Genomic DNA, 25,233 nt, shown 5'->3' with positions numbered 1-25,233 from the left:
CGGCTACTCCTGTCCGAGCGGTCGGAGCTCGTATTTGGGATTGAAGAGGACCCGCCGGCCGTGGCTCATGGAGATCCGGCCGGAGGCGATGAGCTTGCGGCCCGGTTCGATGCCCACGATGGACCGCCTGCCCAGCCACACCACGTCCAGCGGGGCCGTGCCGTCGAACAGCTCGGCCTCCAGCGCGGGCACGCCGGCCCGCGGCCGCAGGGTGACCGTGCGCAAGGTACCAGTCACCTTGACCACCTGGCGGTCGGAACAGTCGGAGATACGCGTGCACCCCGACGCCTGGGCGTCCTCCTGGAGCTCTTCGGACTCCAGTTCCTCCTGGGAGGTGGACAGCCGGTCGAGCATCCGCCGGAAGCGCCCGGCCGGCTTCTCTGTACGCGGTGCAGCACTCATACAGAAAGCGTACCGGCCCTCCTCCCCACGGGAACCGGCCGCTTCCCACGGCTCTCCCGCCCTCGGATCCCGCCTCGGTCCCGCCCCGGGACGGTCGCCGCACCGGTGGCCGGACGGGCCGCCGCCGCGGCGTTCGCATCAGCGCTCGAAGCGGTAGCCCATGCCCGGTTCGGTGACGAAGTGACGCGGGTGCGAGGGGTCGGCCTCCAGCTTGCGCCGCAGCTGGGCCATGTACACGCGCAGGTAGTTCGTCTCGGTGCCGTACGAGGGCCCCCAGACCTCCTGGAGGAGCTGCTTCTGGCTGACCAGGCGGCCGCTGTTGCGGACGAGGACCTCCAGCAGGTGCCACTCCGTGGGGGTGAGCCGGACGTCCCGCCCGTCGCGGTGGACCTTCTTGGCCGCGAGGTCGACGGTGAAGCCGGCCGTCTCGACGAGGACGACGCCGTCCTCGGCGCCGCCGACCGGTTCGGCCCGCCGCACGGCGGCGCGCAGCCGGGCCAGCAGCTCGTCCATGCCGAAGGGCTTGGTGACGTAGTCGTCGGCGCCCGCGTCGAGGGCCTCGACCTTCTCGTCCGAGGTCTGCCGGGCCGAGAGCACCAGGATCGGCACCCGGGTCCAGCCGCGCAGGCCCTTGATGACCTCGACCCCGTCGATGTCGGGCAGCCCCAGGTCGAGGACGACCACGTCGGGATGGCGTTCGGCGGCGAGCCGGAGGGCGGTCGCGCCGTCGGCCGCCGCGTCCACCTCGTACTTCCGCGCCTTGAGGTTGATCACCAGCGCGCGGACGATCTGCGGCTCGTCGTCGACGACGAGAACCCGGGTCATCGAAGCAGTCCTTCTCTCTGTACGGCTCTCAGTGGGCGGTGCGGTGCGGTGCGGTGCGCGGTCAGGGTGCGGCCCGGGCGGGCAGTTCCGGCGCGTCCGCCGGCGGCCGTCCGCGTACGGCCTTGAGGGTCAGGGTCATCGTCAGGCCCCCGCCCGGTGTGTCGTCGGCCGTGACGGTGCCGCCCATCGCCTCGACGAAGCCCCGGGCGACGGCGAGGCCGAGGCCGACGCCGGAGCCGCGCGGGGCGTCCCCGAAGCGCTGGAACGGTTCGAAGATGCCGTCCTTGTCCTCGTCGGGCACTCCCGGCCCGCGGTCCACGACCCGCAGTTCGACCCGGTCGCCCAGCACGCTGGCGGCGACGACGACCGGCACCTGGGGCGGGCTGTACTTGACGGCGTTCTCGACGATGTTGGCGACCGCCCGCTCCAGGAGTCCCTTGTCGACCTCGACCATCGGCAGGCTCTCGGGGACGTCCAGCTCCGCGCTGCCGTCCGGGACTCCGCCGAGTGCCATGGGCACGACCTCGTCCAGGTCGACGGCGCGGATCAGCGGGGTGACGGTGCCGGTCTGGAGGCGGGACATGTCGAGGAGGTTCCCCACGAGGTGGTCGAGCCGGTCGGAGCCGTCCTCGATGCCGGCCAGGAGCTCGGCCCGGTCCGCCTCGGACCATTCGACGTCGTCGGAGCGCAGCGAGGAGACGGCGGCCTTGATCGCGGCGAGCGGGGTGCGCAGGTCGTGGCTGACGGCGGCCAGCAGCGAGGTCCGGATCTTGTTGCCCTCGGCGAGCTTCCGGGCGTCCTCGGCCTCTCCGACGAGTCGCTGCCGGTCGAGGACGACCGCGGCCTGTGCCGCGAAGGCGCCGAGCACCCGCCGGTCCTCGGCGGGCAGGGCCCGGCCGGTGAGCACGAGCGCCAGGTGCTCGCCGACGGGCATGTCCACGTCCGCGTCCTCGGGGCGGGCGGCGGGCCGGGTGCCCACGCTCGCCGCGCAGGTCCACGGGTCGACGTCGCTCGCCCGTTCCAGCAGGGCGACCGACTCCATCGAGAAGGTCTCCCGGCCCCGCTCCAGGAGGGCCTCCAAGCTCGACTCCCCGCGCAGCACGCTGCCGGCGAGGTAGGAGAGCACCTCGGACTCGGCGCGCAGGCGGGCGGCCTGGTGGGTGCGCCGGGCGGCGAGGTCGACCACCGAGGCCACCGACACGGCGACACCGAAGAAGACGGCGATGGCGACGATGTTCCGGGGGTCGGCGATCGTGATCCGGTGCACCGGCGGGGTGAAGAACCAGTTCAGCAGGAAGGAGCCGAAGACCACCGAGGCCAGGGCCGGCAGCAGCCCGCCCAGCAGTGCGGCGGCCACCGCGAGGGCCAGGAACAGCAGCATGTCGTTGGCCAGGCCGAGGTCGGCGTCGACATGGGTGAGGAGGAGGCTGAGCAGCGCCGGACCGCCGACGCCGACGACCCAGCCCCAGATGATCCGGGGGCGGCCGAGGCGGGCGCCGCGGGTGACGGGCAGCCCGCGTCCCTTGGCGACCTCCTCGTGGGTGACGATGTGGACGTCGAGGTCGGGTCCCGACTCGCGGGCGACGGTCTGGCCGACGCCGGGGCCGAAGACGTACTGCCAGGTCTTGCGGCGGCTGGAGCCGAGGACGATCTGGGTGGCGTTGACGCCCCGGGCGAACTCCAGCAGGCCCGAGGGGATGTCGTCGCCGATGACGTGGTGGAACGTTCCGCCGAGGTCCTCCGCCAGGGTGCGCTGCACCGCCAGCTCCTTGGGCGAGGCGGCCGTGAGCCCGTCGCTGCGGGCGATGTACACGGCGAGCACCTCGCCGCCGGCGCCCTTCTCGGCGAGGCGGGCGGCGCGCCGGATGAGGGTGCGGCCCTCGGGACCGCCGGTGAGACCGACGACGATCCGCTCGCGGGCCTGCCAGGTGGAGCGGATGTTGTGCTCGCCCCGGTACTGCCGGAGGTACTCGTCGACCCGGTCGGCCGTCCACAGCAGGGCGAGCTCGCGCAGCGCGGTCAGGTTGCCGGGCCGGAAGTAGTTCGACAGCGAGGCGTCGATGCGGTCGGGTTTGTATATGTTCCCGTGCGCCATGCGGCGGCGCAGCGCCTCGGGCGACATGTCGACCAGCTCGATCTGGTCCGCGCGGCGGACGACCTCGTCGGGCAGCGTCTCGCGCTGGCGGACCCCGGTGATCGACTCCACGACGTCGCCGAGTGACTCCAGGTGCTGGATGTTGACGGTCGATATGACGTCGACGCCGGCGGCGAGCAGCTCCTCGACGTCCTGCCAGCGCTTGCCGTTTCGGGAGCCGGGCACGTTCGTGTGGGCGAGCTCGTCCACGAGGGCGACGGCGGGCCGCCGGGCCAGGACCGCGTCCACGTCCATCTCGGTGAAGGCGGCGCCCTGGTGGGTCAGGGAGCGGCGCGGTACCTGCTCCAGCCCGTGCAGCATGACCTCGGTGCGCGGGCGGTCGTGGTGCTCGACGAAGGCGACGACGCAGTCCGTGCCGCGCTCGACGCGCCGGTGTCCCTCGGAGAGCATCGCGTACGTCTTGCCGACGCCCGGGGCAGCACCGAGGTAGATCCGTAGCTTGCCGCGTCCACCCATGGCTCGACCATACGTCCGGGGATTCGGACATTCTGCACGGGCGTGGGGTGCGTGGAGCCGTATTGACGGGATTCTGATGCGCGTGCGCGCGGGGCCCGGGGAATCCCGCTGGATATTCTCGGCGGAAACCCCTCGCGGGTGTCGAAATCCCCGGGCCGGCTTCGACCTGTCCGTGCATCCGGGCCCTACGGGCCCCACGACGGACACGAGGAGCACACCATGAAGTACATGCTGCTGATGCAGTTCAGCTCGCAGACGCTGGACGCCCCGGCGGTCGGCGAGTGGCGGCCGGAGGAGATCCAGGCGCACATCGGGTTCATGAGGACCACGAACGAGAAGCTCGCCGCCGCCGGTGAGCTGGTCGACGCCCAGGGTCTGGCGATGCCGGACACCGCGAGGATCGTGCGCGCGGCGGCCGACGGGTCGGCGCTGGTCACCGAGGGCCCGTTCGCGGAGACCAAGGAGTTCCTGGCCGGCTGGTGGATCGTGGACGTGGAGACGCCGGAGCGGGCCGTCGCCATCGCGGCCGAGGTCTCGACCGCGCCCGGCCCGGGCGGGGCTCCGCTGAACATGCCGATCGAGGTCCGCGAGGTCATGTCCGCGCCTCCGACGGAGCTGTGAGCACCGAGCACCGGATCGACGACCTGCTGCGCCCGCTGGCGCCGCAGGTCGTCGGCGTGCTCACGCGCCGCTACGGGGACTTCGACGCGGCCGAGGACGCGGTGCAGGAGGCGCTGGCCGACGCGGCCGCCCAGTGGCCGGAGCAGGGGGTTCCGGGCAATCCGCGGGGCTGGCTGATCCAGGTGGCCGCGCGCCGGATGGCCGATCTGGTCCGCGCCGAGCAGGCACGTCGGCGCCGGGAGGACCGGGCGGCCGGTCTGGAGCCGGCGGACCGGTGGGCCGCGCCCGCTGCGGACGCGGACGACGCGGCGGGCCGGGACGACACCCTCACGCTGCTCTTCCTGTGCTGCCATCCGGCGCTGTCGCGGGCGTCCGCCGTCGCCCTCACGCTGCGGTCGGTGGGCGGGCTGACGACCGGCGAGATCGCGCGGGCCTTCCTGGTGCCGGAGTCGACCATGGGCCAGCGGATCTCCCGGGCGAAGCAGCGGATCAAGTCCTCCGGCGTGCCGTTCGGCATGCCCGAGGAGAAGGACCGGGCGGCGCGGCTCGCGGCCGTCCTGCACGTGCTGTACCTGATCTTCAACGAGGGGTACGCGACGAGCGACGGGGCCGAACTGCGCCGGGTGGAGCTGTCGGCCGAGGCGATCCGGCTGACGCGCGCCGTGCACGCGACGCTGCCCGACGACAGTGAGGTCGCGGGCCTGCTGGCGCTGATGCTGCTCACCAACGCGCGGGGCGCGGCCCGCACGGGCCCGTCCGGCGAGCTGATCCCGCTCGCGGACCAGGACCGCTCATGGTGGGACGCGGCGGCGATCGCCGAGGGCGTGGCCCTGGTCACCGCAGCGCTGCCCCGGGGGCCGGTGGGGCCCTACCAGGTGCAGGCCGCGATCGCGGCGGTGCACGACGAGGCGCCGACGGCGCGGGAGACGGACTGGCCGCAGATCCTGGCGCTCTACGGGGTCCTGGAGCGGGTCTCGCCCAGCCCGGTCGTGTCCCTCAACCGCGCGGTCGCGGTGGCGATGGTCCAGGGCCCGGTCGCGGGCCTGGAGATCGTGGACGACCTGGCCGGGCGGGGCGAGCTGAAGGACCACTACCGGGTCCATGTGGTGCGTGCCCATCTGCTGGAGCGCGCGGGGGAACCGGAGGCGGCCCGGCAGGAGTACCTGCGTGCGGCGGCCCGCACGGCGAGCCTGCCGGAACGCCACTACCTGACGCTGCGGGCGTCGGCGCTGGGGGCGGCACGGCAGAGTCCCTGAGGCCCCTGGGGCCCCGTGCCGGTGCGCGCTCCCTCCCGCGGGCCGGAGGCCCGGGAACCCTAGGGGGTGTCTTGCCGATCAGGCCGGGTCAGTGAGCGGTGTGCTGGGGCTTCGGATCCAAGGCGGAGGAAGAAGTCATGGCGGAGCCATGCCGACTGACGACAACGCGGGAGACGGAGTCTCAGCACACCGGGAGCCCGGCAAGATCGGCAAGACGCCCCTAGTGCTCGATGATCTCGCCGTCGCCGAGTTCGAGGACCCGGTCCGCCAGGCCCAGCAGCTGCGGGTCGTGGGTGGCCACCAGCGCCGTGACGCCCTCGCTGCGCACCACGGCGCGCAGCAGCTCCATCACCGCGAGTCCGGTCTCCGCGTCCAGCTGGCCCGTCGGCTCGTCGGCGATCAGCAGGGCCGGCTTGTTGGCCAGGGCGCGGGCGATGGCGACGCGCTGCTGCTGGCCGCCGGACAGCTCGCCGGGCCGCTGCGCGGCGTGGTCGGCGAGGCCCACCAGGGCGAGCAGCAGGGCGACCCGCTCCTCACGCTCCCTGGGGTCGGCCTTCCGCAGGCGCAGCGGGACGCCCACGTTCTCGGCGGCCGTCAGGATGGGGATGAGGCCGAAGGACTGGAAGATGAAGCCGACGCGGTCCCGGCGGAGCTCCAGGAGGCCGTTCTCGCCCAGCTCGGCGAGGTCCGTGCCGCCGATGGTGATCCGCCCGTCGTCCGGGGTGTCCAGGCCGCCGACCAGGTTGAGCAGGGTCGTCTTGCCGGAACCCGAGCGGCCCTTGAGGGCGACGAGCTCGCCGCGCGGGATGTCGAAGGAGACACCGCGCAGGGCGTGGACGGCCGCCGCGCCCGTGCCGTACGACCGGTGCAGGTTCCGGACGCGCACCATGGGACCGCCGGACGGGTCCTCGGCCACCGCCGTACCGGACCGCGCGCTGCTCTCACTCACCCTGGGCTCCCCCCGTCGTCGGACACGTGCGCCCGTCAGTATGTGCCGCCGGGGCGCCCGCGGGCCAGACTCGGAGGGGCGAAGATCCACGGAACGGCGGTGGGCCGGTCCCCGTACGCCTGGTACGGGGACCGGCCCACCGGTCGTGCGGAGGTCCGTGCGGGGACCGGGGTCAGCGGACCTCGGTGATCTCGGGACCGCGCTGGAGCTGGCCCATGCCGCCGGAGAAGCGCGAGCCTTCCTGCTCCTCCTGCTGGACGCCCTCGGGCACCATCTGCGCGTCGTTCGGCAGCTTGAGGACGATCGGGTCGCGGGGGGCCATCGGCCCCTCGCCCCGGACCACCACGGTGTCCCGGACGATCTGCTCCAGGAGGCCGGCGGCCTCGGGCTGCACCGCGCCCTGGCCGGAGATCACTCCGCGCAGGAACCAGCGGGGCCCGTCGACGCCCACGAAGCGCACCAGCTGCACGCCGCCGGTGCCGTCCGGCAGCTGTACGGGGACCTGGGCACGAAGCTCCCAGCCCAGCGGGCCCTCGACCTCGTCGATGACACCGCCCTGCTGGGTGATGCCGGAGGCGATCTCCTCGCGGACCTCGCCCCAGATGCCTTCCTTCTTCGGCGCGGCGAACGCCTGCAGCTGCACGGCGCTGTCACGCAGCACGACGGTGGCCGCGACGATCGCGTCGCCCGCCACCTCGACCCGCAGCTCCATGCCGTCGACTCCGGGCACGAAGATGCCGCCCAGGTCCACCCGGCCGTCCTCCGGCTTGGAGACCTCGGAGATGTCCCACGGTCCGTCGGGCCGGGGAGCCGGCGGAAGGTTCACCCGGCGCGGCGCGCCGGCCGTGTCGTCGGTGTCGAGCTCGTCGACGACCTGCTCGGCCTCGCCCGCTGCGTCCGCCACGTCCCCAGCGGAACCACTCTTCTTGCGACGTCCGAACACGTCACTGTCCTTCCCGGTCGGATACGACCGAAGCGTATCGATTCCCACCCGATGTGCCGTCCACGGCGGCATGCCCGCCGGTGGACCCGAAGCCCCCCTCGGCCCGCGCCGAGCCGGGAAGCTCCGCCACCTCGTGGAAGCGCACCTTCTCGACCTGCTGGACGACAAGTTGGGCAATCCTGTCGAATCGTTCGAACCGCACGCTCTCGCGCGGGTCGAGATTGACCACGATCACCTTGATCTCTCCACGGTACCCGGCATCCACCGTCCCCGGGGCATTCACGAGGGCTACTCCGCAGCGGGCGGCCAGGCCCGAGCGGGGGTGCACGAAGGCGGCGTAGCCGTCGGGCAGCGCGATGGAGACCCCGGTGGGGAGCACGGCCCGCTCACCGGGGGCCAGGACGGCCGCCTCGGTGGTCACGAGGTCGGCCCCGGCGTCCCCGGGATGGCCGTAGGACGGGAGCGGTACGTCCGGGTCCACGCGCCGGATGAGTACGTCGACGGGGTTGCGCATCAGGGGTTCACCTCGAAGGCGCGGGCGCGCCTGACCTGGTCGGGGTCGGACATGGCGGCCTGGATCTCCTCCGGCCGGCCGTTGTCGATGAAGTGGTCGACCTTGACCTCTATGAAGAGGGCGTCGGCACGGACGGCGACGGGGCCCTCGGGCCCGCCGATCCGGCCGGTCGCGGTCGAGTAGATCTTGCGCCCGTGCACGGCGGTGACCGCGGCCTCCAGGTGCAGGACGGTGCCCACCGGCACGGGCCGGGCGAAGTCGGTCTCCAGGCGTCCGGTGACGGCGATGACCCGCAGCAGCCAGTTCAGGGAACCGAGGGTCTCGTCGAGCGCGGTGGCGAGGACGCCGCCGTGCGCGAGGCCGGGGGCGCCCTGGTGGTCGGGGGTCACGGTGAACTCGGCGGTGACGGTCACGCCCTCGCCGGCGCGGGCCGCGAGATGGAGTCCGTGGGGCTGCCCGCCGCCGCACCCGAAGCAGTGCTCGTAGTGCGCGCCGAGCAGCTCGCCGGGGGCGGGCGCGTCGGGGTGGCGTACCGGCGGTATGGCGTCGGCCGGCGGGGTGAGGGCGGCAGATGTTGCAGTCACAGGCGCAGACCTTACCCGCGCGGGTAGGGCCTGGTCGCGCCGTGCCAAGCTTGGAGGCATGCAGCCCTCCGCACCGTCCTCCGCGCCGCGCTTCGACGAACGACTGACCGCCCCCCCTTCGTGGTGGGTGATCGTGGCGCTGCTGGGCCTGTCCGGCGGTCTGGTGACGTTCCCGCTGGGCACGATCCCGATGCTCGCCGGCCTGATCGCCGCGGCGGCCGCGGCGGCCGTGGTGGTCTCCTCGTACGGCTCCGCCCGCATCCGTGTGGTGGCGGGGTCGCTGGTCGCCGGCGACGCGCGGATCCCGGTCTCCGCGCTGGGTACGCCCGAGGTCCTGGACGCGGAGGAGGCGCGTGCCTGGCGCAGCTACAAGGCCGATCCGCGCGCGTTCATGCTGCTGCGGAGCTACGTCCCGACCGCGCTCCGTGTCGAGGTCACCGATCCGGCGGACCCGACGCCGTACGTCTACCTCTCGACCCGGGACCCGCAGGGTCTGGCGGCGGCCCTGGAGGCGGCCGGCGCGGAGGCGGCGGGGGACGCGAGCGCGAGGTCCGCGGAGGCGTAGGGCCCGCCCTTCGGAGCGGCGTCCGGACGGCCGGCTGACGCGGCGGGACGGCCGGCTGCCGGTCCGTCCCCGACCGGTCTCGTCCGGCAGGACCGGGAGGGCCTAGAAGCCGATCTCCTTGGGGTTCTTCGGCTGCTCCAGCGGGGGCAGGCCGCCGAGGGCCTCCCAGGGGACCTGGCGCTTGCGCAGGTCCTTGCGGATGTGTCCCGCGAGCTTCTTGGTGTCGCGCCGGTTCATCACGGCGCCGACGGCGGCGCCGACCATGAACGGCATGAGGTTGGGCAGGTTGCGCACCATGCGCTTCATGATCTGCTGACGCAGTTCGCGCTTGAGCTGCCCGCCGAGCGCCGCGTTGACGGTGGTCGGCCGGGTGGGGTCGATCCCCCGCTCCTCGGCCCAGGACGTCAGATAGGCCGTCGAGCGCTGGGTGAGCGACCCGGGCGGCCGGAGGCCGTAGACCTCGTGCAGTTCGGCGATGAGCTTCAGCTCGATGGCCGCGACGCCCGTGATCTCCGCGGCCAGCTCGGCCGGCATCGCGGGGGGTACGGGCAGCATGGCGGCGGCGCCGATGCCGGCGCCGACGGTGGAGCTGGCGTTGGCGGCGCCCGCCACGAGCTTGTCGGCGATCTGCTCGGGACCGAGCCCCGGGAAGTGCTTGCGCAGGGTCGCCAGGTCGCGCACGGGGATGCGCGGAGCCAGCTCGATCAGCCGGTCGGCGAGATAGCCGATACCGGCCTTGGCGCTCTCGCCGCCGCGCTTCACGCCGCGCCTGACCGCGTCCATCCGGGCACGGTCGGGTTTGAGCCGGTCCAGCTGGGCGCGCGCCGGTTCGGCGGCCCGCCTGACGGCGCCGAGACGGCCGCCACGCGGTGTCTCCCGCTCGACCGGATCCGGCGTCGTGGCCGCTTCGAGCGAGGCCGAGGGGCCCCGCTCGTCGTCACGTACGCCGAGGACGGGCAGGAAGGCGGTCTGCTCGGCTTCGGGAGCCTCCTGGGCACCCTCGGCCGGGCCGGAGCCGCCCGGGTGCGCCTCCGGCCTCCCAGGGAGGCGGAAGCGACGCTTCCGAGACGGTGTGTCGCCTGCCACGGCCGACCGGCCTCAGTCGCAGTCGCGGCAGATCGGCTGACCGTTCTTCTCTCGCGCCAGCTGGCTGCGGTGGTGCACGAGGAAGCAGCTCATGCAGGTGAACTCGTCGGCCTGCTTGGGCAGGACCCGGACGGCGAGCTCTTCGTTGGACAGGTCGGCGCCGGGAAGCTCCAGGCCTTCTGCGGCCTCGAACTCGTCGACGTCGACCGTCGAGGTCGACTTGTCGTTCCGGCGGGCCTTCAGTTCCTCAAGGCTGTCCGAATCGACGTCGTCGTCGGTCTTGCGTGGGGTGTCGTAATCCGTTGCCATGTCGCTCTCCCCCTCTGGGTGGTTGCGGTGTCTCCAGCGCACGTAACGCGTGAGAGGCCGGACTTGTGCCCGACCCGAGGCGGAGATTTTGCCTCACATCAAGGTCTGTTACTCAATCGACACCCAACCCGCCCTCTCACGAGTGATCGGCTTTGGGTGGCGAACGGGACCGTACACGGTCCACCTGCCGTCCCTCACGGGTGCCACCCCGTGTACTTCCCGTCATCCAGGGCCCCGGAAACCCGTAGTTTTCCCGGTTTTCCACTGAAATTCTCGATCACGGAGAGTAGAGAGTCGGGTGCTCGCTCCTGTGATCGATCACACAGGTGCGTCTCAGGAACGGGCTCCGAAAATTCCGCGCAAAGCGAACGGAACCGGCTGGTACCCGAAGTGTGTCAGATCGGAAGAGTGACACGCATCACGAGACCGCCGCCTTCGCGGGGCTCCGCGATGATACGGCCGCCGTGGGCGCGCGCGACGGACCGGGCGATCGACAGGCCGAGACCGACGCCCTTGTCGCTCCCCGTACGCTCCGTGCGCAGCCGTCTGAACGGCTCGAAGAGGTTGTCGACCTCGTACGCGGGAACCACGGGACCCGTGTTCGAGACCACCATGACCGCCTGTCCGTGGTCGACCTCCGTGGTCACCTCCACCCAGCCCTCCTCCGCCACGTTGTAGCGCACGCCGTTCTGCACCAGGTTCAGGGCGATCCGCTCCAGCAGGACGCCGTTCCCCTGCACCACGGCGGGCTCCCGCTCGCCGCGGATCTCGACGCCCTTGGCCTCGGCCTCCGCGTGCGCCTGGTCGATGGCGCGTGAGGCGACCTCGGCGAGGTCCACCGGTTTGCGCTCGATGATCTCGTTGTCGCTGCGGGCCAGCAGCAGCAGGCCCTCCACGAGCTGCTCACTGCGCTCGTTGGTGGCCAGCAGCGTCTTGCCGAGCTGCTGGAGCTCCACGGGCGCCCCGGGGTCGGAGAGGTGGACTTCCAGAAGCGTGCGGTTGATCGCCAGCGGCGTGCGCAGCTCGTGCGAGGCGTTGGCGACGAACCGCTGCTGGGCGGTGAAGGCCCGTTCCAGCCGGTCCAGCATGTCGTCGAAGGTGTCGGCGAGCTCCTTGAGCTCGTCGTCGGGGCCGTCCAGCTTGATCCGCCGGGTCAGGTCGGATCCGGCCACCTGGCGGGCGGTCCGGGTGATCCGGCCGAGCGGGGAGAGCACCCGGCCGGCCATGGCGTAGCCGAAGGCGAAGGCGATGATGCTCAGACCGAGCAGCGCGAACAGCGAGCGCCGCAGGAGGTCGTCGAGGGCCACGTCGCGCTGGTGCTGGAAGCAGGCCGTGACGGCGCGGTTGAAGTCGTCCACATTGCCCTGCTCGGGCAGGACGCACCCGGAGGTGGTGGGCAGCACCTTGCCTTCGACGATCTTGAAGGGCAGATCGGCGACGGTGACGTTCAGCGCGTTGGCGGTGAGCAGGTAGATGATCGACAGCAGCAGGATGCCCGCGATCAGGAACATGCCGCCGTAGAGCAGCGTGAGCCGTATGCGGATCGTCGGACGCAACAGCGGCCGGACCGGGTCCCGGGGGTCCCAGGTCGGCTTCGGGGGCGCCTGGGGCGGCGCAGGGGTCGTGGTCACGGTGGTCAGATCCGGTAGCCGGAGCCGGGCACGGTGACGATGACGGGGGGCTCCCCGAGCTTGCGGCGCAGGGTCATCACCGTGACCCGCACGACGTTGGTGAACGGGTCGGTGTTCTCGTCCCAGGCCTTCTCCAGCAGCTGCTCGGCCGAGACGACGGCTCCCTCGCTGCGCATCAGCACCTCCAGGACGGCGAACTCCTTCGGGGCGAGCTGCACCTCCCGGCCGTCGCGCAGGACCTCGCGGCGGTTCGGGTCGAGCTTGATCCCGGCGCGCTCCAGGACGGGCGGCAGCGGCACCGTGGTGCGCCGGCCGAGCGCCCGCACCCGCGCGGTCAGCTCCGTGAACGCGAAGGGCTTCGGCAGGTAGTCGTCCGCGCCGAGCTCCAGCCCCTCCACGCGCTCGCTGACGTCGGCGGAGGCGGTGAGCATCAGGACGCGCGTGGGCATCCCGAGCTCGACGATCTTGCGGCAGACGTCGTCGCCGTGGACGAGCGGGAGGTCGCGGTCGAGGACGACCACGTCGTAGTCGTTCACCCCGATGCGCTCGAGGGCCGCGGCGCCGTCGTACACGACGTCGACGGCCAGTGCCTCCCGGCGCAGTCCGGTGGCCACCGCATCGGCGAGCAGCTGCTCGTCCTCGACGACGAGTACACGCACGTCGCAATTCCTTCCCGAGTGCCCTGGTCATGGACGCGAAGAGCGCGGACCGGGCGGTTCCTGAGCACTGACTGTGCGTGTCCATCCTGCCCCGAACGCGCGTAAACCGGCTGTAAGACGGGCTGCGGCCGCCCCCGCCCGGGGCGGGTGCCGGGCGTCTCCCGGGGCCGGTGCGGGGTGTCCCCGGGGTCCGGTGCGCGGGCGGGACTTTCCCGGCAGGATCCGGGGGCGTGCGCCGGGGGCGGGCAGGGGCGCGCCGAGAATTCACCTGATTCACGGGCCAGTTGAGGTTTCTGTGAGGAAGGGCCTGGGGAGGACGACTGCACACCCCGTGATCACGCCCTGTATGTGGCACGCCACAAGCCGTTCTGTCCCCCAGAGGTTGCAGCGTGTGATCCACCCACCCTCGGCACACCCCGTGCCACCGACCCATGACGAGGGGGCGCACGATGGACGCTTTCACCGCAGGACTGCTGCAGCGCATTAGGACGGCGCAGACCGACCTCACACGGGCTCGCGAGACGGGCGACGACTTCCTCGCGGACGTCGAGCAGGCTGAGCTCGAAGACCTGCATCGCCTGGCCGCCGAACACGGCGTGGAGATCGGCGCGACCTGCGCCTGACCCCACCGACGTGAAGGGGCCCCGTGCGGATGCGCACGGGGCCCCTTCACGTGTCCGGGGACGGCCCTCAGGGCCTGTCTCCAAAGTGGCGCCGGCAGGGCTCGCGGTGTCCGTCCTAGTCGTGCCAGGCGCCGTGCTCCTCCAGGAGCTTCTGGAGGGGGGCGAAGACGCCGGGGGACGCCGCGACGGTCAGCTCGCCCGAGGCGGGCTCGCCGGGGCGTCCGCCGGTCAGGCAGCCCGCCTCGCGGGCGATGAGGTCCCCCGCGGCGAGGTCCCAGGGGTTGAGGCCGCGCTCGTAGTAGCCGTCGAGGCGGCCGGCCGCGACGTCGCACAGGTCGATGGCCGCGGAGCCGCCCCTGCGGATGTCCCGCAGGAGCGGGATCATGCGCTGGGCGACGTCGGCCTGGTGGGCCCGGCGGTGCTGGAGGTAGCCGAAGCCGGTGGAGATCAGGGCCTGGTCCAGCGGGGGCGACGGACGGGCGGCGAGGCGGCGGTCACCGACGTAGGCGCCCCCGCCCAGGACCGCGTGGTAGGTCTCGCCGCGCAGCGGGGCCGCCACGACGCCGACGACGGTCTCGCCGTCGCGTTCGGCGGCGATGGAGACCGCCCAGGTGGGAAGCCCGTAGAGATAGTTCACGGTGCCGTCGAGCGGGTCGATGACCCAGCGGATGCCGCTGGTGCCGGGGCTGGCGGCGCCTTCCTCGCCGAGGAAGCCGTCGTCGGGACGGTGCTCGGACAGGTAGCCGGTGATCAGCTTCTCGGCGGCGAGGTCCATCTCGGTGACGACGTCGATCGGGCTCGTCTTGGTCGCGGCCACGGCGAGGTCGTCCGGCCGGCCGTCGCGCAGCAGCGCGCCGGCCCGGCGGCCGGCCTCCAGGGCGAGAGTGAGCAGTTCGGCGACGAGGGGGTCGGCCGGCGCGGGGCCGGTGGACCCGGGGGTCACGGGCTCGGTCATGGGTGCTCCTTAGGCGTACGGGCTGTCGGCGCCGGCGGCCGCCGGCCGGTCGGCCCGCGCCGGGCAGCAGCCGATCGGGCAGAGGTCGTGGGAGGCTCCGAGTGCGCCCAGCGCGCAGCGCTCGGTGCGGACGCCCCGCTCGCTCGCGGCGCGCTCCAGGACGAGCTCGCGCACGGCTGCGGCGAAGCGCGGGTCCGCCCCGACGGTCGCCGAGCGCCGCACCGGGAGCCCCAGCTCCGCGGCCTTGGCGGTGGCCTCCGTGTCGAGGTCGTAGAGGACCTCCATGTGGTCCGAGACGAAGCCGATGGGGACCATCACGGCGGCCGGGGCTCCGGCGCCGTGGAGCTCCTCCAGGTGGTCGCAGATGTCGGGTTCGAGCCAGGGGATGTGCGGGGCGCCGCTGCGGGACTGGTAGACGAGCCGCCAGGGGTGGTCCTCGCCGGTCCGCTCGCGGACCGCGTCCACGATCACCCGCGCGACGTCGAGGTGCTGCTTCACGTAGGCCCCGCCCGCGCCGTGCTCGGCCGCCGGTCCGGAGGAGTCCGCCGCGGAGTCGGGGATGGAGTGGGTGGTGAAGGCGAGGTGGACGCCGGACCGCACGGACGGGTCGAGTTCGTCCAGGGAGGCGAGGACGCCTTCGACCATGGGCTCGACGAACCCGGGGTGGTTGAAGTAGTGCCGGAGTTTGTCGACCCGGGGCAGCGGCAGCCCTTCCGCCTCCAGCTCGGAGAGCGCGTCGGCGAGGTTCTCGCGATACTGGCGGCAGCCGGAGTAGGAGGCGTAGGCGCTGGTCGTGAGCACGGCGATGTGGCGTCGGCCGTCGGTGATCATCTCCCGCAGGGTGTCGGTGAGATAGGGCGCCCAGTTCCGGTTTCCCCAGTAGACCGGCAGGTCGAGGCCGGCCTGCGCGAAGTCCTCCCGCAGCGCGGAGAGCAGCGCGCGGTTCTGGTCGTTGATCGGGCTGACGCCGCCGAAGAGGAAGTAGTGCTGCCCCACCTCTTTGAGCCGTTCCTTCGGGATGCCTCGGCCGCGGGTCACGTTCTCCAGGAACGGGACCACGTCGTCCGGGCCCTCGGGGCCGCCGAAGGACAGCAGCAGAAGGGCGTCGTACGGGGCGGGATCGTGCTGATCGGACATGGACCGATCTTCCCACCCGCCTCACGCGGCCGAGGCGCGGCCCGACGGAAAAACAGGCTGACCGCACCCACTTCAACACCGTAGGCTTTAGCTATTAATTACACGTGTAGAGCCGACGCCCGGAGATCCCCTTGCCCAGTCCCTATCGCGCGATCTTCGCGGCGCCCGGCACCACGTCCTTCTCCGTGGCCGGCTTCGTCGGCCGGATGCCACTGTCCATGATGGGCATCGGCATCGTCACCATGATCTCCCAGGTCACCGGACGCTACGGCCTGGCGGGCGCGCTCTCCGCGACCCTGGCCGCGTCCGCCGCGGTGATGGGCCCGCGGGTGTCCCAGCTGGTCGACCGGTACGGCCAGCGGCGCGTGCTGCGCCCGGCGACCCTGATCGCGCTGGCCGCGGGCGCCGGACTGCTCGTCTGCGTCCAGCAGGACGCCCCGGACTGGACGCTCTTCGCCTTCACGGCCCTCGTCGGCTGCGTGCCGAGCGTCGGCGCCATGACCCGGGCCCGCTGGGCGGAGATCTACCGCGGCGAGGGCCGTCGGCTGCACACCGCGTACTCGTGGGAGTCGATCGTCGACGAGGTGTGCTTCATCTTCGGCCCGATCCTCTCCATCGGCCTGTCCACGATCTGGTTCCCCGAGGCAGGCCCGCTGTTCGCCGGCGTGTTCCTCGCGATCGGCGTCTTCTGGCTGACCTCGCTGCGCGCCACCGAGCCCCGGCCGCATCCGCGCACCGCGGACTCCGGCGGCTCCGCCCTGCGCTCCCCCGGGCTCCAGGTGCTCGCGCTCGCCTTCGTCGCCACCGGCGCGATCTTCGGCTCGGTCGACGTGGTGACGGTGGCCTTCGCCGACGAGCGGGGCGCCAAGGCGGCCGCCAGCCTGGTCCTCGCCGTGTACGCGCTCGGCTCCTGCCTGGCGGGCGCGGTCTTCGGGCTGCTGCATCTCAAGGGCGAGCCGTCCCGGCGCTGGCTGCTGGGCGTCTGCGCGATGGCCGTGAGTATGATCCCCCTCCTACTGGCCGGGAACCTGCCGTTGCTGGCCGTGGCGCTCTTTGTCGCGGGCCTCTCCATCGCACCGACGATGGTGACCACGATGGCCCTCGTCGAAGCGCACGTACCGCGCACCAAGCTGACCGAGGGCATGACCTGGACGGGTACCGGGCTCGCGATCGGTGTGGCGCTCGGCTCCTCGGCCGCCGGCTGGGTGGTCGACGCCCGGGGTGCGGAGGCGGGGTACGTGGTGCCCGTCGTATCGGGTGGCGTCGCGGTGGTGGTGGGTCTCCTGGGGTACCGCCGGCTGGGCAAGCCGGTGCCGACTGGGGAGGGGCAGCGTGAGCGGGACCACGAGGGAGAGCACCGGGGCGACGAGCAGCCCGTGGCGTAACTGGGCCGGGAACGTCACCTCCCGCCCCGTGCGGGAGGTGAGCCCCGCGTCGGCCGACGAACTGGCCGAGGCGATCGCGAAGGCGGCCGAGGACGGGCTGCGGGTGAAGACGGTCGGGACCGGCCACTCCTTCACCTCGATCGCCGCCACGGACGGCCTGCTCGTCCGCCCCCATCTGCTGGCCGGGATCCGGCGGATCGACCGCGAGGCGATGACGGTCACCGTCGAGTCGGGCACGCCCCTCAAGCGGCTGAACGTGGCGCTGGCCCGGGAGGGCCTGTCGCTCACGAACATGGGCGACATCATGGAGCAGACGGTCGCCGGCGCCACCTCCACCGGGACGCACGGCACCGGCCGGGACTCGGCCTCCCTCGCCGCCCAGATCCGCGAGCTGGAGCTGGTCACGGCCGACGGGCGGCTGATGACCTGCTCGGAGAAGGAGAACCCGGAGGTCTTCGCGGCCGCGCGCCTCGGGCTCGGCGCGCTCGGTGTGATCACGGCGATCACCTTCGCCGTGGAGCCGGTCTTCCTGCTCACCGCGCGCGAGGAGCCGATGACCTTCGACCGGGTCACCGCGGAGTTCGACGCGCTGCACGCGGAGAACGAGCACTTCGAGTTCTACTGGTTCCCCCACACGGACAACTGCAACACCAAGCGCAACAACCGCAGCGCGGGACCGGCCGCCCCTCCCGGGCGGCTCAGCGGCTGGGTCGAGGACGAGTTCCTGTCCAACGGGGTCTTCCAGCTGGCCTGCTCCCTCGGCCGCGCGGTGCCCCCGGTGATCCCTTCGATCGCCAAGGTCTCCAGCCGGGCGCTGTCGGCCCGCACCTACACCGACATCCCCTACAAGGTGTTCACCTCGCCGCGCCGGGTGCGGTTCCTGGAGATGGAGTACGCGCTGCCGCGCGAGGCGGCCGTCTCTGCGCTGCGCGAGGTCAAGGCGATGGTCGAGCGCTCGCCGCTGAAGGTGAGCTTCCCGGTCGAGGTGCGGACGGCTCCGGCGGACGACATCACGCTCTCGACCGCCTCGGGCCGGGAGAGCGCCTACATCGCCGTCCACCTCTACAAGGGCACTCCCCACCGCGCGTACTTCACCGCGGTGGAGAGCATCATGACGGCGCACGGGGGGCGTCCGCACTGGGGCAAGGTGCACACCCGGGACGCCGCCTACTTCGCGGAGGTCTACCCGCGCTTCGCCGAGTTCACGGCCCTGCGCGACCGGCTGGACCCGGACCGGCTCTTCGGCAACGACTACCTGCGGCGGGTCCTGGGCGGCTGACGGCGCCTCAGCCGGCCGGCGTCTCGTCCGCCGGTGCACCGGCGGACGGGGTTCCGGTCGCGGGCGGGGTGGGAGCGGGCGTCGTCGACGGCGCGGACGGCGTGGCCGACGGCTCGGGTGTCGGGTCGCCGGAGTCCGAGGGCGTCGGCCCGGGCTCCGGCGTGCCCTCTCCGGTGCCGCGGGACGGGCCTCCGCCTTCCTCCTCCGCGCGGGGCGTCGGGTCGGCGCCGTCGTCCTGCCGCTCCTCCGGGGTCTCGCGGGTCGACGGGGTGCTTCCGGTGCCGTCCTGGCCCCGGACGACCGAGCCGAAGGTGGTCGATCCCTTGGTGCCGCTGAAGTCCTGATCGGAGATCAGCTCGTAGGCGGTGATGCCGCCCATCGAGACGAGGAAGACGAGGGCCGCGGCGACGGCGGAGCGCTTCCAGCCGCGGACTCGGGTGCCGTGCGTGGTGGCGGCGCCGAACTCCTCGTCGTACGGCGGGCCGGCCCCGACCGGCTGCCACGCCGGGCCGTGCGCGGCGACGGACCCGGCCTGCCGGGCGGCCGACGGAACCTCGACGGCCCGCGCGGCCCTCACCGGCTCGCCGTGGACGGCGACTTCGCGTATCTGCTCGCCCGTGCGCCTGAAGAGGTGCTGGAGGAAGGAGCCGCCGCAGGTCGCGATGACACTGATCAGCCCGGCACCCAGGATCGTGCCGTACACGCCCAGGCTGGAGGCGAGCTTGGCCGCCACGACGGCGGCCACCGCACTGGCGGAGACCTGGGCCACACTCAGGTCGAGCCGCTTCTTCTTCCCGTCCGACGCGGCGTGCTCCTTCTTCGCGTCCTCGGCGTGATCCATTCCCGCCCCTTGCCTGCTCATTCGTTCCACCATGCACCCACAAGGGACATTTGGGCGAAGGGGATAGTTCCGCTTCTGGCGTTTATGTGAACAGCGCCACGCGGGTACAAGATCGCGGAGACTCAACTCCCGTACCGTCGGCAAAGTTGGGCGGCGCGCCGGTCCACCCAGGTGGCCCGAATGGAGTACTGTGTCGAGCCCTGGGTCCGGGCTCTCTCATGGGCGTCCGGGTCATCGGGAGGGGGCCGAAGGTGGCACTCGAACCGGCGGCACCGCGGCACCGCACGGACGCCCGCTGCACAGCGTGACGATCTGTCACTCTACGTGTGCAGACAGGTAACCGTGCCATAACGGCGGTCCAGGGTCCATGCCCGACACGCCGGGCAACTCGGCAAGGTTGTGGCAGGCTGCACCCGGGCAGGCCACACTCGACTAGCGGAAGCAGCGACGCACGTGACGTCGGCAGGCACCACCCGGGAGGTCCCCATGCCCGAACTGCGTGTCGTGGCCGTCTCCAACGACGGCACACGACTGGTGCTGAAGGCTGCTGACAGCACGGAGTACACGCTTCCGATCGACGAGCGGCTGCGCGCCGCCGTACGCAACGACCGCGCGCGCCTCGGCCAGATCGAGATCGAGGTGGAGAGCCACCTCCGCCCCCGTGACATCCAGGCGCGCATAAGGGCCGGTGCCTCCGCCGAGGAGGTCGCCCAGCTCGCCGGAATCCCCGTCGACCGCGTACGCCGCTTCGAGGGCCCCGTGCTCGCGGAGCGGGCGTTCATGGCGGAGCGGGCCCGCAAGACCCCCGTGCGCCGGCCCGGCGAGAACACCGGACCCCAGCTCGGCGAGGCTGTGCAGGAGCGGCTGCTGCTGCGCGGCGCCGAGAAGGACACCGTGCAGTGGGACTCCTGGCGCCGTGACGACGGCACCTGGGAGGTGCTGCTCGTCTACCGGGTGGCGGGCGAGGTGCACACGGCGAGCTGGACGTACGACCCGCCCCGGCGGCTCGTCCAGGCCGTGGACGACGAGGCGCGGGCGCTGATCGGCGAGACGGACGACACGATCGCCGCCGCGCCGGAGCCGAGCTTCCCGTTCGTGCCGCGGATCGCCCGGCTGCCCCGGGACCGGCCGCTCGACCGCGCGCTGGACCGGCAGATCGAGCGCCAGCCGGAACGGCCGTCCGCCTCCGCGGAGCCGGAGGAGGAACGGGACTCGCTGACCAGCCTGCTGGAGGCGGTGCCGAGCTTCCGCGGCGACATGGTCGTCCCTGACCGCAACACCGAACCGTCGTCGACCGAACCGTCCGACGAGCCCGAGGCGGAGGAGCCGCCGGCTCCGGCGGCCTCGGCCGGTGCGGGCTCGGCGTACGCGGACGTCCTGATGCCCCGGGCGGTCTCGGGTCACCGCGACCGTCTGACGGGCACCACCGACCGCCAGGCCGAGGCCGACGGCGTCCGGCCGGGCCGCCGCGCGGCGGTCCCGAGCTGGGACGAGATCGTCTTCGGCACCCGCCGGAAGAAGCAGGACTGACGGCACTCCGCACGTCCGTCACCACACGGGAAGGGGCCCGCGCCGTCGCACGGCGCGGGCCCTTCGCGTGCCCGGGCGGGCCGGCCCCTTACCGGGGTTCCGGTCCCGTGGCCACCGGGCGGGCGGGGTCGTGGGACCACTCCGACCACGAGCCCGCGTACAGAGCCGCGGGGATGCCGGCCAGAGCCAGGGCCAGGACCTCGTGGGCGCCCGAGACGCCCGAACCGCAGTAGACGGCGACCTCGGAGTCGGCGGTCGCGCCCAGGCCCGAGAAACGGGCGGCCAGCGCGTCCGCCGGCAGGAAGCGGCCGTCGGGAGCGACGTTCTCCGTCGTGGGTGCCGAGACCGCGCCCGGGATGTGGCCGCCGACCCGGTCGATGGGCTCGACGTCGCCCCGGTAGCGCTCCGCCGCCCGTGCGTCCAGGAGGAGCCCCGAGCGGGCCACCGCCGCCGCGCCGTCGGCGTCGAGCAGTCCGACCGGGCTCGGCTCCGGTGCGAAGTCGCCCGGCTCCGGCTGCGGGGTCTCCTTCGACAGCTCCCCCGTCCAGGCCGCGAGCCCTCCGTCGAGGACCCGCACGTCGGTGTGGCCCGTGAAGCGCAGCAGCCACCAGGCACGGGCCGCGCCCCAGCCGAGTCCGCCGTCGTAGACCACGACCGGTGTGCCGGCCGAGACACCCGCCCGGCGCATCGCCGCGCCGAAGACCGCCATGTCCGGCAGGGGGTGCCGGCCGCCGGCGCCGGGCGCTCCGGCCAGCTCGGCGTCGAGGTCGACGTAGACCGCGCCGGGGAGGTGGCCGGCCTCGTACTCGGGCAGCCCGGGCGGGCCTCCCAGCTGCCAGCGGACGTCCAGCAGGACCGGGGGCCTCGGCCCGGCCGACTCGCTCACGAGTTCGCTTGCGGTGATGATGGGCTTCATGGGTGCCATCCTCGCGCAGCCCGCGACGCCGCGGGCCGCTCGGTAGGTCAGGCCGACCGGTCGACGGCGGCCAGGACCCGGCATTCCAGGCATCCTCGTGCCGGATCGCGCCAAAATCGGCGCGGCCGGGGCGCACCGCGCGCCCAACGGTGCAACGATCGGCACCGGGCGCGCGGTGAGGCACGTGCGCGGCCGGCGCGACGGCGGGTGTGGACCTCCGCTCCGGAGCCGGCGCCCGGGCCCATCGCTCCGTACGCGTGCGTACGGACGCCCGGTCCCCCGTGCGGCCACGACGATGGTCCGAGGAGAGAGTGACGATGACCGAGGCGACGCGACGCACACCCGGTACACCTTCGTGGGTGAGCCTGATGGTGCACGGCCTTGACGCGACGCAGGAGTTCTACGGCGCGCTCTTCGGCTGGGAGTTCGTGCCCGGGCCCCACCAGCTCGGCCCGTACGTCCGCGCCCTCCTGGACGGCAAGGAGGTGGCGGGGATCGGCCAGCTGCCGCCCGACCGGCATCTGCCGGTCGCCTGGACCACCTATCTGGCCACCGACGACGCCGCCGGGACCACCGAGACCATCCGCTGCTGCGGCGGCACCGTCGCCGTCGGGCCGCTGGACGCCGGCGAGGCGGGCCGGCTGGCGATCTGCTCGGACCCGACGGGCGCCGTCTTCGGCGTCTGGCAGGCCGAGGCGCACCACGGCACGGCGACCGCGGGACCGCCCGGGACGCCGGTCTGGAACGAGCTGCTGACGCACGAGACCTCGATGGTCGCCAAGTTCTACCGGACGGTCTTCGGGTACGAGATCGAGCCGGTCGTCTCCGCGGACTTCGACTACCTGACCCTCCACCTGGACGGCCGTCCGGTCGCGTCCCTGCACGGGGTCGGCACCGCGCTCCCGCGCGACCGGGGCGCGCACTGGATGACGTACTTCGAGGTCGCCGACACGGACGCGGCCGCCCGCCTGGTCACGGAGCTGGGCGGCAGGGTCCTGCGGCCGCCCCGGGAGGGCACGGCGGGCCGCCTGGCGACCGTCACGGACCCCGAGGGTGCCGTCTTCACGATCGTCCGGTCGGCCGACGCCTGAGCCCGCGCACCGGACGCCCGGACGCGCGCTCCGTCCCGGTGCCCCACCTCGCGGCCCCGGGGCAACGGCCCCGCCGGGTCAGGCCCGCCGGCCGCGCACCGGCCTCCGCCGCGTCCGGGAGGGGGAGCGGCCCGCGTCCCCGCCGGGCAGGCCGAGTTCGGTCAGCCGGTCCCGGTCGACGTAGCGGGCGAGCGGGTCGTCCGGACGCAGGCCGTCGAGGAGTGCGACGGCCTCCGCGCGCAGACCGGGGTGCAGCTTCGGCTGCATGCAGTAGCCCACCGCCTCGACCAGCGGTTCCAGCGTGTCCGGCGCGGCTCCCGGGACGGCCGGAGCGGCGCCCGACTCCAGGTCGGGCACCAGGTGGTCGACGAGGGTCAGCGGCACGCGGTTGCTGTTCTCGTACGGCTTGAGCCGCTCCAGCACCGTTCCCGTGCCGACCCGGGCGATGGGGACGCCGTAGTACACGGAGGCCGTGAGCATCGCGGTCGAGAAGCAGCCGACGACGAGCCGGGGCCGGCAGCGGGCGTAGAAGGTCTCGGCGAGCAGCGGGCCGTCCAGGACGGTCAGCCGCACACCGGCGGCCTCGGCCGCCTCCCGCAGGGCCCGGGAGTAGCGGGCGGGTGCGGTCGGGTGCGGTTTGAAGATCACGGAGCGGTGTCCGGCCGCCGCGGCGCCGCGCACCATCCGGGCGTGCAGGTCCTCCTCCTCGTCGGCGGTGAGGATGCCGAGGACGGCGAGGTACTGACCGAGGAGCACGGCGGTGGGGGCGGCCTCGACGGCCGCCGCGACGTGCGGGTCCCCCTCGGCCGCATCGGCGATCTCGGCGAGGACCGCCCGGAAGGCGAAGTCGGGCACGATCTCCGGTTCGACGCCGTACTCGGCGAGGAGCAGCGGGCGCAGTCCGGGCACCAGATCGAGGTGGAGCAGCCGCCGGACGCGGCAGCCGATCGACTGGGGCAGCTCGTCGCGGGTGGGGCCGTAGCTCATCAGCCCGTCGGCGTAGAGCTGCACGGTGCTCTCGGCGAAGACGGCGGCGAGCGCCTTGGCGGGGTTGGCCTGGATGGACTCGACGATGAGTTCGACCGGGCCGTCGCCCAGGTCCCAGGCGGTGCGCAGGACCCGCTGCCAGAGCGGGGTCTCCTCGGGCCGGGGCGCCCAGGAGCCGGGGTGGTGGGGGTGGATGGCCTCGTTCCACTCGACCGTGGTGTCGAAGCGGGCCGCGACGCGGTCGTAGCCGGTCATGGCGTCGAGTCGCAGCGCGGTCTCGGGGATCTCGGCGTTGTGGGACACCAGCAGGACCCGCCGTGCGTGCCCGCGGGCGCCGAACCGGCCGGAGTCCAGGGCGGCGGCCACGGTGGCGGCGCCGTACAGGGTCGACACCTGGAAGATCTGCACGCGCTGCCCACGGCGGCTCGACGGGGGTGCGTCCGGGCTCGGTGCGGGCACTGTCGGGGCGGTGCCCGGCGGGGTGGAGTCCGTGGCCATGGGTCAGGCCGCCTTTCCGGTGGCGCGCAGGCTGCTGAGCAGCGTGCCGCGCGCGCTGTCCATGCCGGCCAGCGTCTCGTCGAGGACCCGCTGCGGCATCCTGCGCAGGGCGTCGGTGACGTCGTGCCGGAGGCGTCTGGCGACGGCCGGCTCGTACTGGTCGGCCTTTCCCATGTGAAAGGCGATCATCGCGCAATAGGTGCGGACCGCTTTCGGCAGGAACCGGTCCGCCTCGGCGTCCGCGGACACGTCTTCCAGCAGCAGGTCGTACGAGGGGATGAAGTCGAGCTGGCGGTTGTCGGTGATCTGGGTGAGCGAGGTGGTGACTCCGCGGCGGTAGAAGGCACCGTGCAGGCTGAGCGCCGCATAGGACGTGGTGGTCAGATGCAGCCGCCAGATCCACAGGCGGTCCTCGGCGGTGCGCAGTTTCGTCTCGAATCGCGAGGCCCCGTCGGCGAAGAGACGGCCGGAATAGATGCCGAACGGGACGAAGGGATAGTCGACCATCGTCACCATGGAGGCCGGGGCGATTCCGTCGCGGGGGTTCATCACCGTGTCGCGGAGCTTGGCCGGGGCGTAGCGTACGGCGCGGGTCCGGCCGGTCGACAGGACGTGGTCGGTGCGGGCGAAGTCGCAGCCCAGGGCCTCGATTCCGTCGACCATGGCGCGCAGGTGACCGGGCGCGTACCAGTCGTCGCCGTCGAGGAAGGTGACGTAGTCGCCGGTCGCCGCGTCGATTCCGGTGTTGCGTGCCTGGGCCACCCCGAGATTCGTCTCGTGCCGGATGACGGTGGCGTTCGGAACGCGGTCCTTCAGCCGGTCGAGCACGTACGGGGTGTCGTCCGTGGAGCAGTCGTCGACCAGCAGGAACTCGAATTCCGGGTCCGCGTTGATCGCGAGGCTGCGCAGGGTGTCGGGGGCGTAGGCCCCGACGTTGTGGAAGGGGACGACGACGGACAGTTTCGGCACACGGAATCCCAACACTCACACACGAGAACCATCGGGCGAACGCGCCCGGTGACCATCCCGGACGCCG

Annotated in this window: 25 protein-coding genes; 8 read left to right on the top strand and 17 right to left on the bottom strand. The window is 72.9% G+C overall.

The window, feature by feature from the left end; translation table 11 throughout:
- Positions 1 to 3 precede the first annotated feature (3 nt).
- The 3 genes from ACGFZF_RS13875 to ACGFZF_RS13865 all read right to left on the bottom strand — a co-directional run bounded on the left by ACGFZF_RS13875 (position 4) and on the right by ACGFZF_RS13865 (position 3,838).
- Positions 4 to 402, bottom strand: a complete 399-nt coding sequence (locus ACGFZF_RS13875) for an OB-fold nucleic acid binding domain-containing protein (protein WP_356604130.1) — start codon at positions 400 to 402, stop codon at positions 4 to 6.
- A 138-nt stretch (positions 403 to 540) separates the two neighbouring features.
- Positions 541 to 1,227, bottom strand: coding sequence for a response regulator (locus ACGFZF_RS13870; RefSeq protein WP_393553973.1), 687 nt, complete (start codon positions 1,225 to 1,227; stop codon positions 541 to 543).
- Positions 1,228 to 1,288: 61 nt separating this feature from the next.
- Complete coding sequence (locus tag ACGFZF_RS13865) at positions 1,289 to 3,838, bottom strand: ATP-binding protein (RefSeq protein WP_393553971.1); 2,550 nt, start codon at positions 3,836 to 3,838, stop codon at positions 1,289 to 1,291.
- Positions 3,839 to 4,057: 219 nt separating this feature from the next.
- On the opposite strand from ACGFZF_RS13865, the gene ACGFZF_RS13860 reads away from it, so the two are divergent.
- Both ACGFZF_RS13860 and ACGFZF_RS13855 read left to right on the top strand, forming a co-directional pair.
- Positions 4,058 to 4,459 carry a YciI family protein gene (locus ACGFZF_RS13860; protein ID WP_393553969.1) on the top strand — a complete coding sequence of 134 codons (402 nt, stop codon included), beginning with the start codon at positions 4,058 to 4,060 and terminating at the stop codon, positions 4,457 to 4,459.
- Positions 4,456 to 5,715 carry an RNA polymerase sigma factor gene (locus ACGFZF_RS13855; protein WP_393553967.1) on the top strand — a complete coding sequence of 420 codons (1,260 nt, stop codon included), beginning with the start codon at positions 4,456 to 4,458 and terminating at the stop codon, positions 5,713 to 5,715. Before ACGFZF_RS13860 ends, ACGFZF_RS13855 begins: the two co-directional genes overlap by 4 nt.
- A gap of 220 nt (positions 5,716 to 5,935) precedes the next feature.
- On the opposite strand, the gene ACGFZF_RS13850 is transcribed toward ACGFZF_RS13855, so the two are convergent.
- The 4 genes from ACGFZF_RS13850 to ACGFZF_RS13835 all read right to left on the bottom strand — a co-directional run bounded on the left by ACGFZF_RS13850 (position 5,936) and on the right by ACGFZF_RS13835 (position 8,705).
- Positions 5,936 to 6,604, bottom strand: a complete 669-nt coding sequence (locus tag ACGFZF_RS13850) for an ABC transporter ATP-binding protein (RefSeq protein ID WP_393554230.1) — start codon at positions 6,602 to 6,604, stop codon at positions 5,936 to 5,938.
- A 232-nt stretch (positions 6,605 to 6,836) separates the two neighbouring features.
- Complete coding sequence (locus ACGFZF_RS13845; RefSeq protein ID WP_393553965.1) at positions 6,837 to 7,607, bottom strand: DUF3710 domain-containing protein; 771 nt, start codon at positions 7,605 to 7,607, stop codon at positions 6,837 to 6,839.
- Position 7,608: 1 nt separating this feature from the next.
- Positions 7,609 to 8,121 carry a dUTP diphosphatase gene (gene dut / locus ACGFZF_RS13840; protein WP_147976780.1) on the bottom strand — a complete coding sequence of 171 codons (513 nt, stop codon included), beginning with the start codon at positions 8,119 to 8,121 and terminating at the stop codon, positions 7,609 to 7,611.
- Entirely contained in the window at positions 8,121 to 8,705 is a 585-nt protein-coding gene (locus tag ACGFZF_RS13835) for a PaaI family thioesterase (RefSeq protein ID WP_393553962.1), read from the bottom strand. The genes dut and ACGFZF_RS13835 overlap by 1 nt, the downstream gene beginning before the upstream one ends.
- 58 nt (positions 8,706 to 8,763) lie before the next feature.
- On the opposite strand from ACGFZF_RS13835, the gene ACGFZF_RS13830 reads away from it, so the two are divergent.
- Positions 8,764 to 9,270: a DUF3093 domain-containing protein gene (locus ACGFZF_RS13830; protein ID WP_393553960.1), complete on the top strand. Its 507-nt coding sequence runs from the start codon at positions 8,764 to 8,766 to the stop codon at positions 9,268 to 9,270.
- A 102-nt stretch (positions 9,271 to 9,372) separates the two neighbouring features.
- Here the strand turns inward: ACGFZF_RS13830 and ACGFZF_RS13825 are convergent, their stop codons facing one another.
- The 4 genes from ACGFZF_RS13825 to ACGFZF_RS13810 form a co-directional block, all read right to left on the bottom strand.
- Positions 9,373 to 10,356 (bottom strand): hypothetical protein, encoded by a 984-nt coding sequence (locus ACGFZF_RS13825; RefSeq protein WP_393553958.1) that lies wholly within the window; start codon positions 10,354 to 10,356, stop codon positions 9,373 to 9,375.
- Positions 10,357 to 10,368: 12 nt separating this feature from the next.
- Entirely contained in the window at positions 10,369 to 10,665 is a 297-nt protein-coding gene (locus ACGFZF_RS13820) for a DUF4193 domain-containing protein (protein WP_003955561.1), read from the bottom strand.
- Between the two features lie 395 nt (positions 10,666 to 11,060).
- Positions 11,061 to 12,296, bottom strand: a complete 1,236-nt coding sequence (locus tag ACGFZF_RS13815) for a sensor histidine kinase (RefSeq protein WP_393553956.1) — start codon at positions 12,294 to 12,296, stop codon at positions 11,061 to 11,063.
- Between the two features lie 5 nt (positions 12,297 to 12,301).
- A complete protein-coding gene (locus ACGFZF_RS13810) occupies positions 12,302 to 12,955 on the bottom strand; it encodes a response regulator transcription factor (protein WP_147976775.1) in 654 nt (217 codons plus the stop codon).
- A gap of 449 nt (positions 12,956 to 13,404) precedes the next feature.
- Here ACGFZF_RS13810 and ACGFZF_RS13805 point away from each other — a divergent pair, with 449 nt between their 5' ends.
- A complete protein-coding gene (locus tag ACGFZF_RS13805; protein ID WP_187282579.1) occupies positions 13,405 to 13,578 on the top strand; it encodes a hypothetical protein in 174 nt (57 codons plus the stop codon).
- 115 nt (positions 13,579 to 13,693) lie between these two features.
- Here ACGFZF_RS13805 and ACGFZF_RS13800 read toward each other — a convergent pair whose 3' ends face one another.
- Together ACGFZF_RS13800 and ACGFZF_RS13795 are read right to left on the bottom strand one after the other, a co-directional pair.
- On the bottom strand, positions 13,694 to 14,533 hold the full coding sequence (locus ACGFZF_RS13800) for an inositol monophosphatase family protein (protein WP_393553953.1): 840 nt from the start codon (positions 14,531 to 14,533) through the stop codon (positions 13,694 to 13,696).
- A 9-nt stretch (positions 14,534 to 14,542) separates the two neighbouring features.
- On the bottom strand, positions 14,543 to 15,670 hold the full coding sequence (locus ACGFZF_RS13795; RefSeq protein WP_393553951.1) for a ferrochelatase: 1,128 nt from the start codon (positions 15,668 to 15,670) through the stop codon (positions 14,543 to 14,545).
- Between the two features lie 131 nt (positions 15,671 to 15,801).
- Between ACGFZF_RS13795 and ACGFZF_RS13790 the strand changes: the two genes are divergently transcribed.
- Both ACGFZF_RS13790 and ACGFZF_RS13785 read left to right on the top strand, forming a co-directional pair.
- The gene (locus ACGFZF_RS13790) at positions 15,802 to 17,055 is read left to right on the top strand and encodes an MFS transporter (RefSeq protein WP_393553949.1); all 1,254 of its coding nucleotides are present in this window, start codon (positions 15,802 to 15,804) and stop codon (positions 17,053 to 17,055) included.
- On the top strand, positions 17,003 to 18,334 hold the full coding sequence (locus ACGFZF_RS13785; protein WP_393553947.1) for a D-arabinono-1,4-lactone oxidase: 1,332 nt from the start codon (positions 17,003 to 17,005) through the stop codon (positions 18,332 to 18,334). The genes ACGFZF_RS13790 and ACGFZF_RS13785 overlap by 53 nt, the downstream gene beginning before the upstream one ends.
- Positions 18,335 to 18,341: 7 nt before the next feature.
- Here the strand turns inward: ACGFZF_RS13785 and ACGFZF_RS13780 are convergent, their stop codons facing one another.
- A complete protein-coding gene (locus tag ACGFZF_RS13780; RefSeq protein WP_393553945.1) occupies positions 18,342 to 19,175 on the bottom strand; it encodes a hypothetical protein in 834 nt (277 codons plus the stop codon).
- Positions 19,176 to 19,628: 453 nt separating this feature from the next.
- On the opposite strand from ACGFZF_RS13780, the gene sepH reads away from it, so the two are divergent.
- Positions 19,629 to 20,705 (top strand): septation protein SepH, encoded by a 1,077-nt coding sequence (gene sepH / locus ACGFZF_RS13775; protein ID WP_393553943.1) that lies wholly within the window; start codon positions 19,629 to 19,631, stop codon positions 20,703 to 20,705.
- 88 nt (positions 20,706 to 20,793) lie between these two features.
- On the opposite strand, the gene ACGFZF_RS13770 is transcribed toward sepH, so the two are convergent.
- A complete protein-coding gene (locus ACGFZF_RS13770) occupies positions 20,794 to 21,621 on the bottom strand; it encodes a sulfurtransferase (protein WP_393553941.1) in 828 nt (275 codons plus the stop codon).
- Between the two features lie 317 nt (positions 21,622 to 21,938).
- Between ACGFZF_RS13770 and ACGFZF_RS13765 the strand changes: the two genes are divergently transcribed.
- Positions 21,939 to 22,712, top strand: coding sequence for a VOC family protein (locus ACGFZF_RS13765; protein ID WP_393553939.1), 774 nt, complete (start codon positions 21,939 to 21,941; stop codon positions 22,710 to 22,712).
- 78 nt (positions 22,713 to 22,790) lie between these two features.
- On the opposite strand, the gene ACGFZF_RS13760 is transcribed toward ACGFZF_RS13765, so the two are convergent.
- Both ACGFZF_RS13760 and ACGFZF_RS13755 read right to left on the bottom strand, forming a co-directional pair.
- Entirely contained in the window at positions 22,791 to 24,197 is a 1,407-nt protein-coding gene (locus ACGFZF_RS13760) for a polysialyltransferase family glycosyltransferase (protein WP_393553937.1), read from the bottom strand.
- Between the two features lie 3 nt (positions 24,198 to 24,200).
- Positions 24,201 to 25,166, bottom strand: a complete 966-nt coding sequence (locus tag ACGFZF_RS13755; RefSeq protein ID WP_393553935.1) for a glycosyltransferase family 2 protein — start codon at positions 25,164 to 25,166, stop codon at positions 24,201 to 24,203.
- Positions 25,167 to 25,233: the final 67 nt, after the last annotated feature.

Source organism: Streptomyces sp. NPDC048338 (assembly GCF_043201055.1).
Classification (GTDB): Bacteria; Actinomycetota; Actinomycetes; order Streptomycetales; family Streptomycetaceae; genus Streptomyces.
Note: the sequence above shows the minus strand (reverse complement) of the source record. Positions and strands in the feature narration are given on the sequence as shown.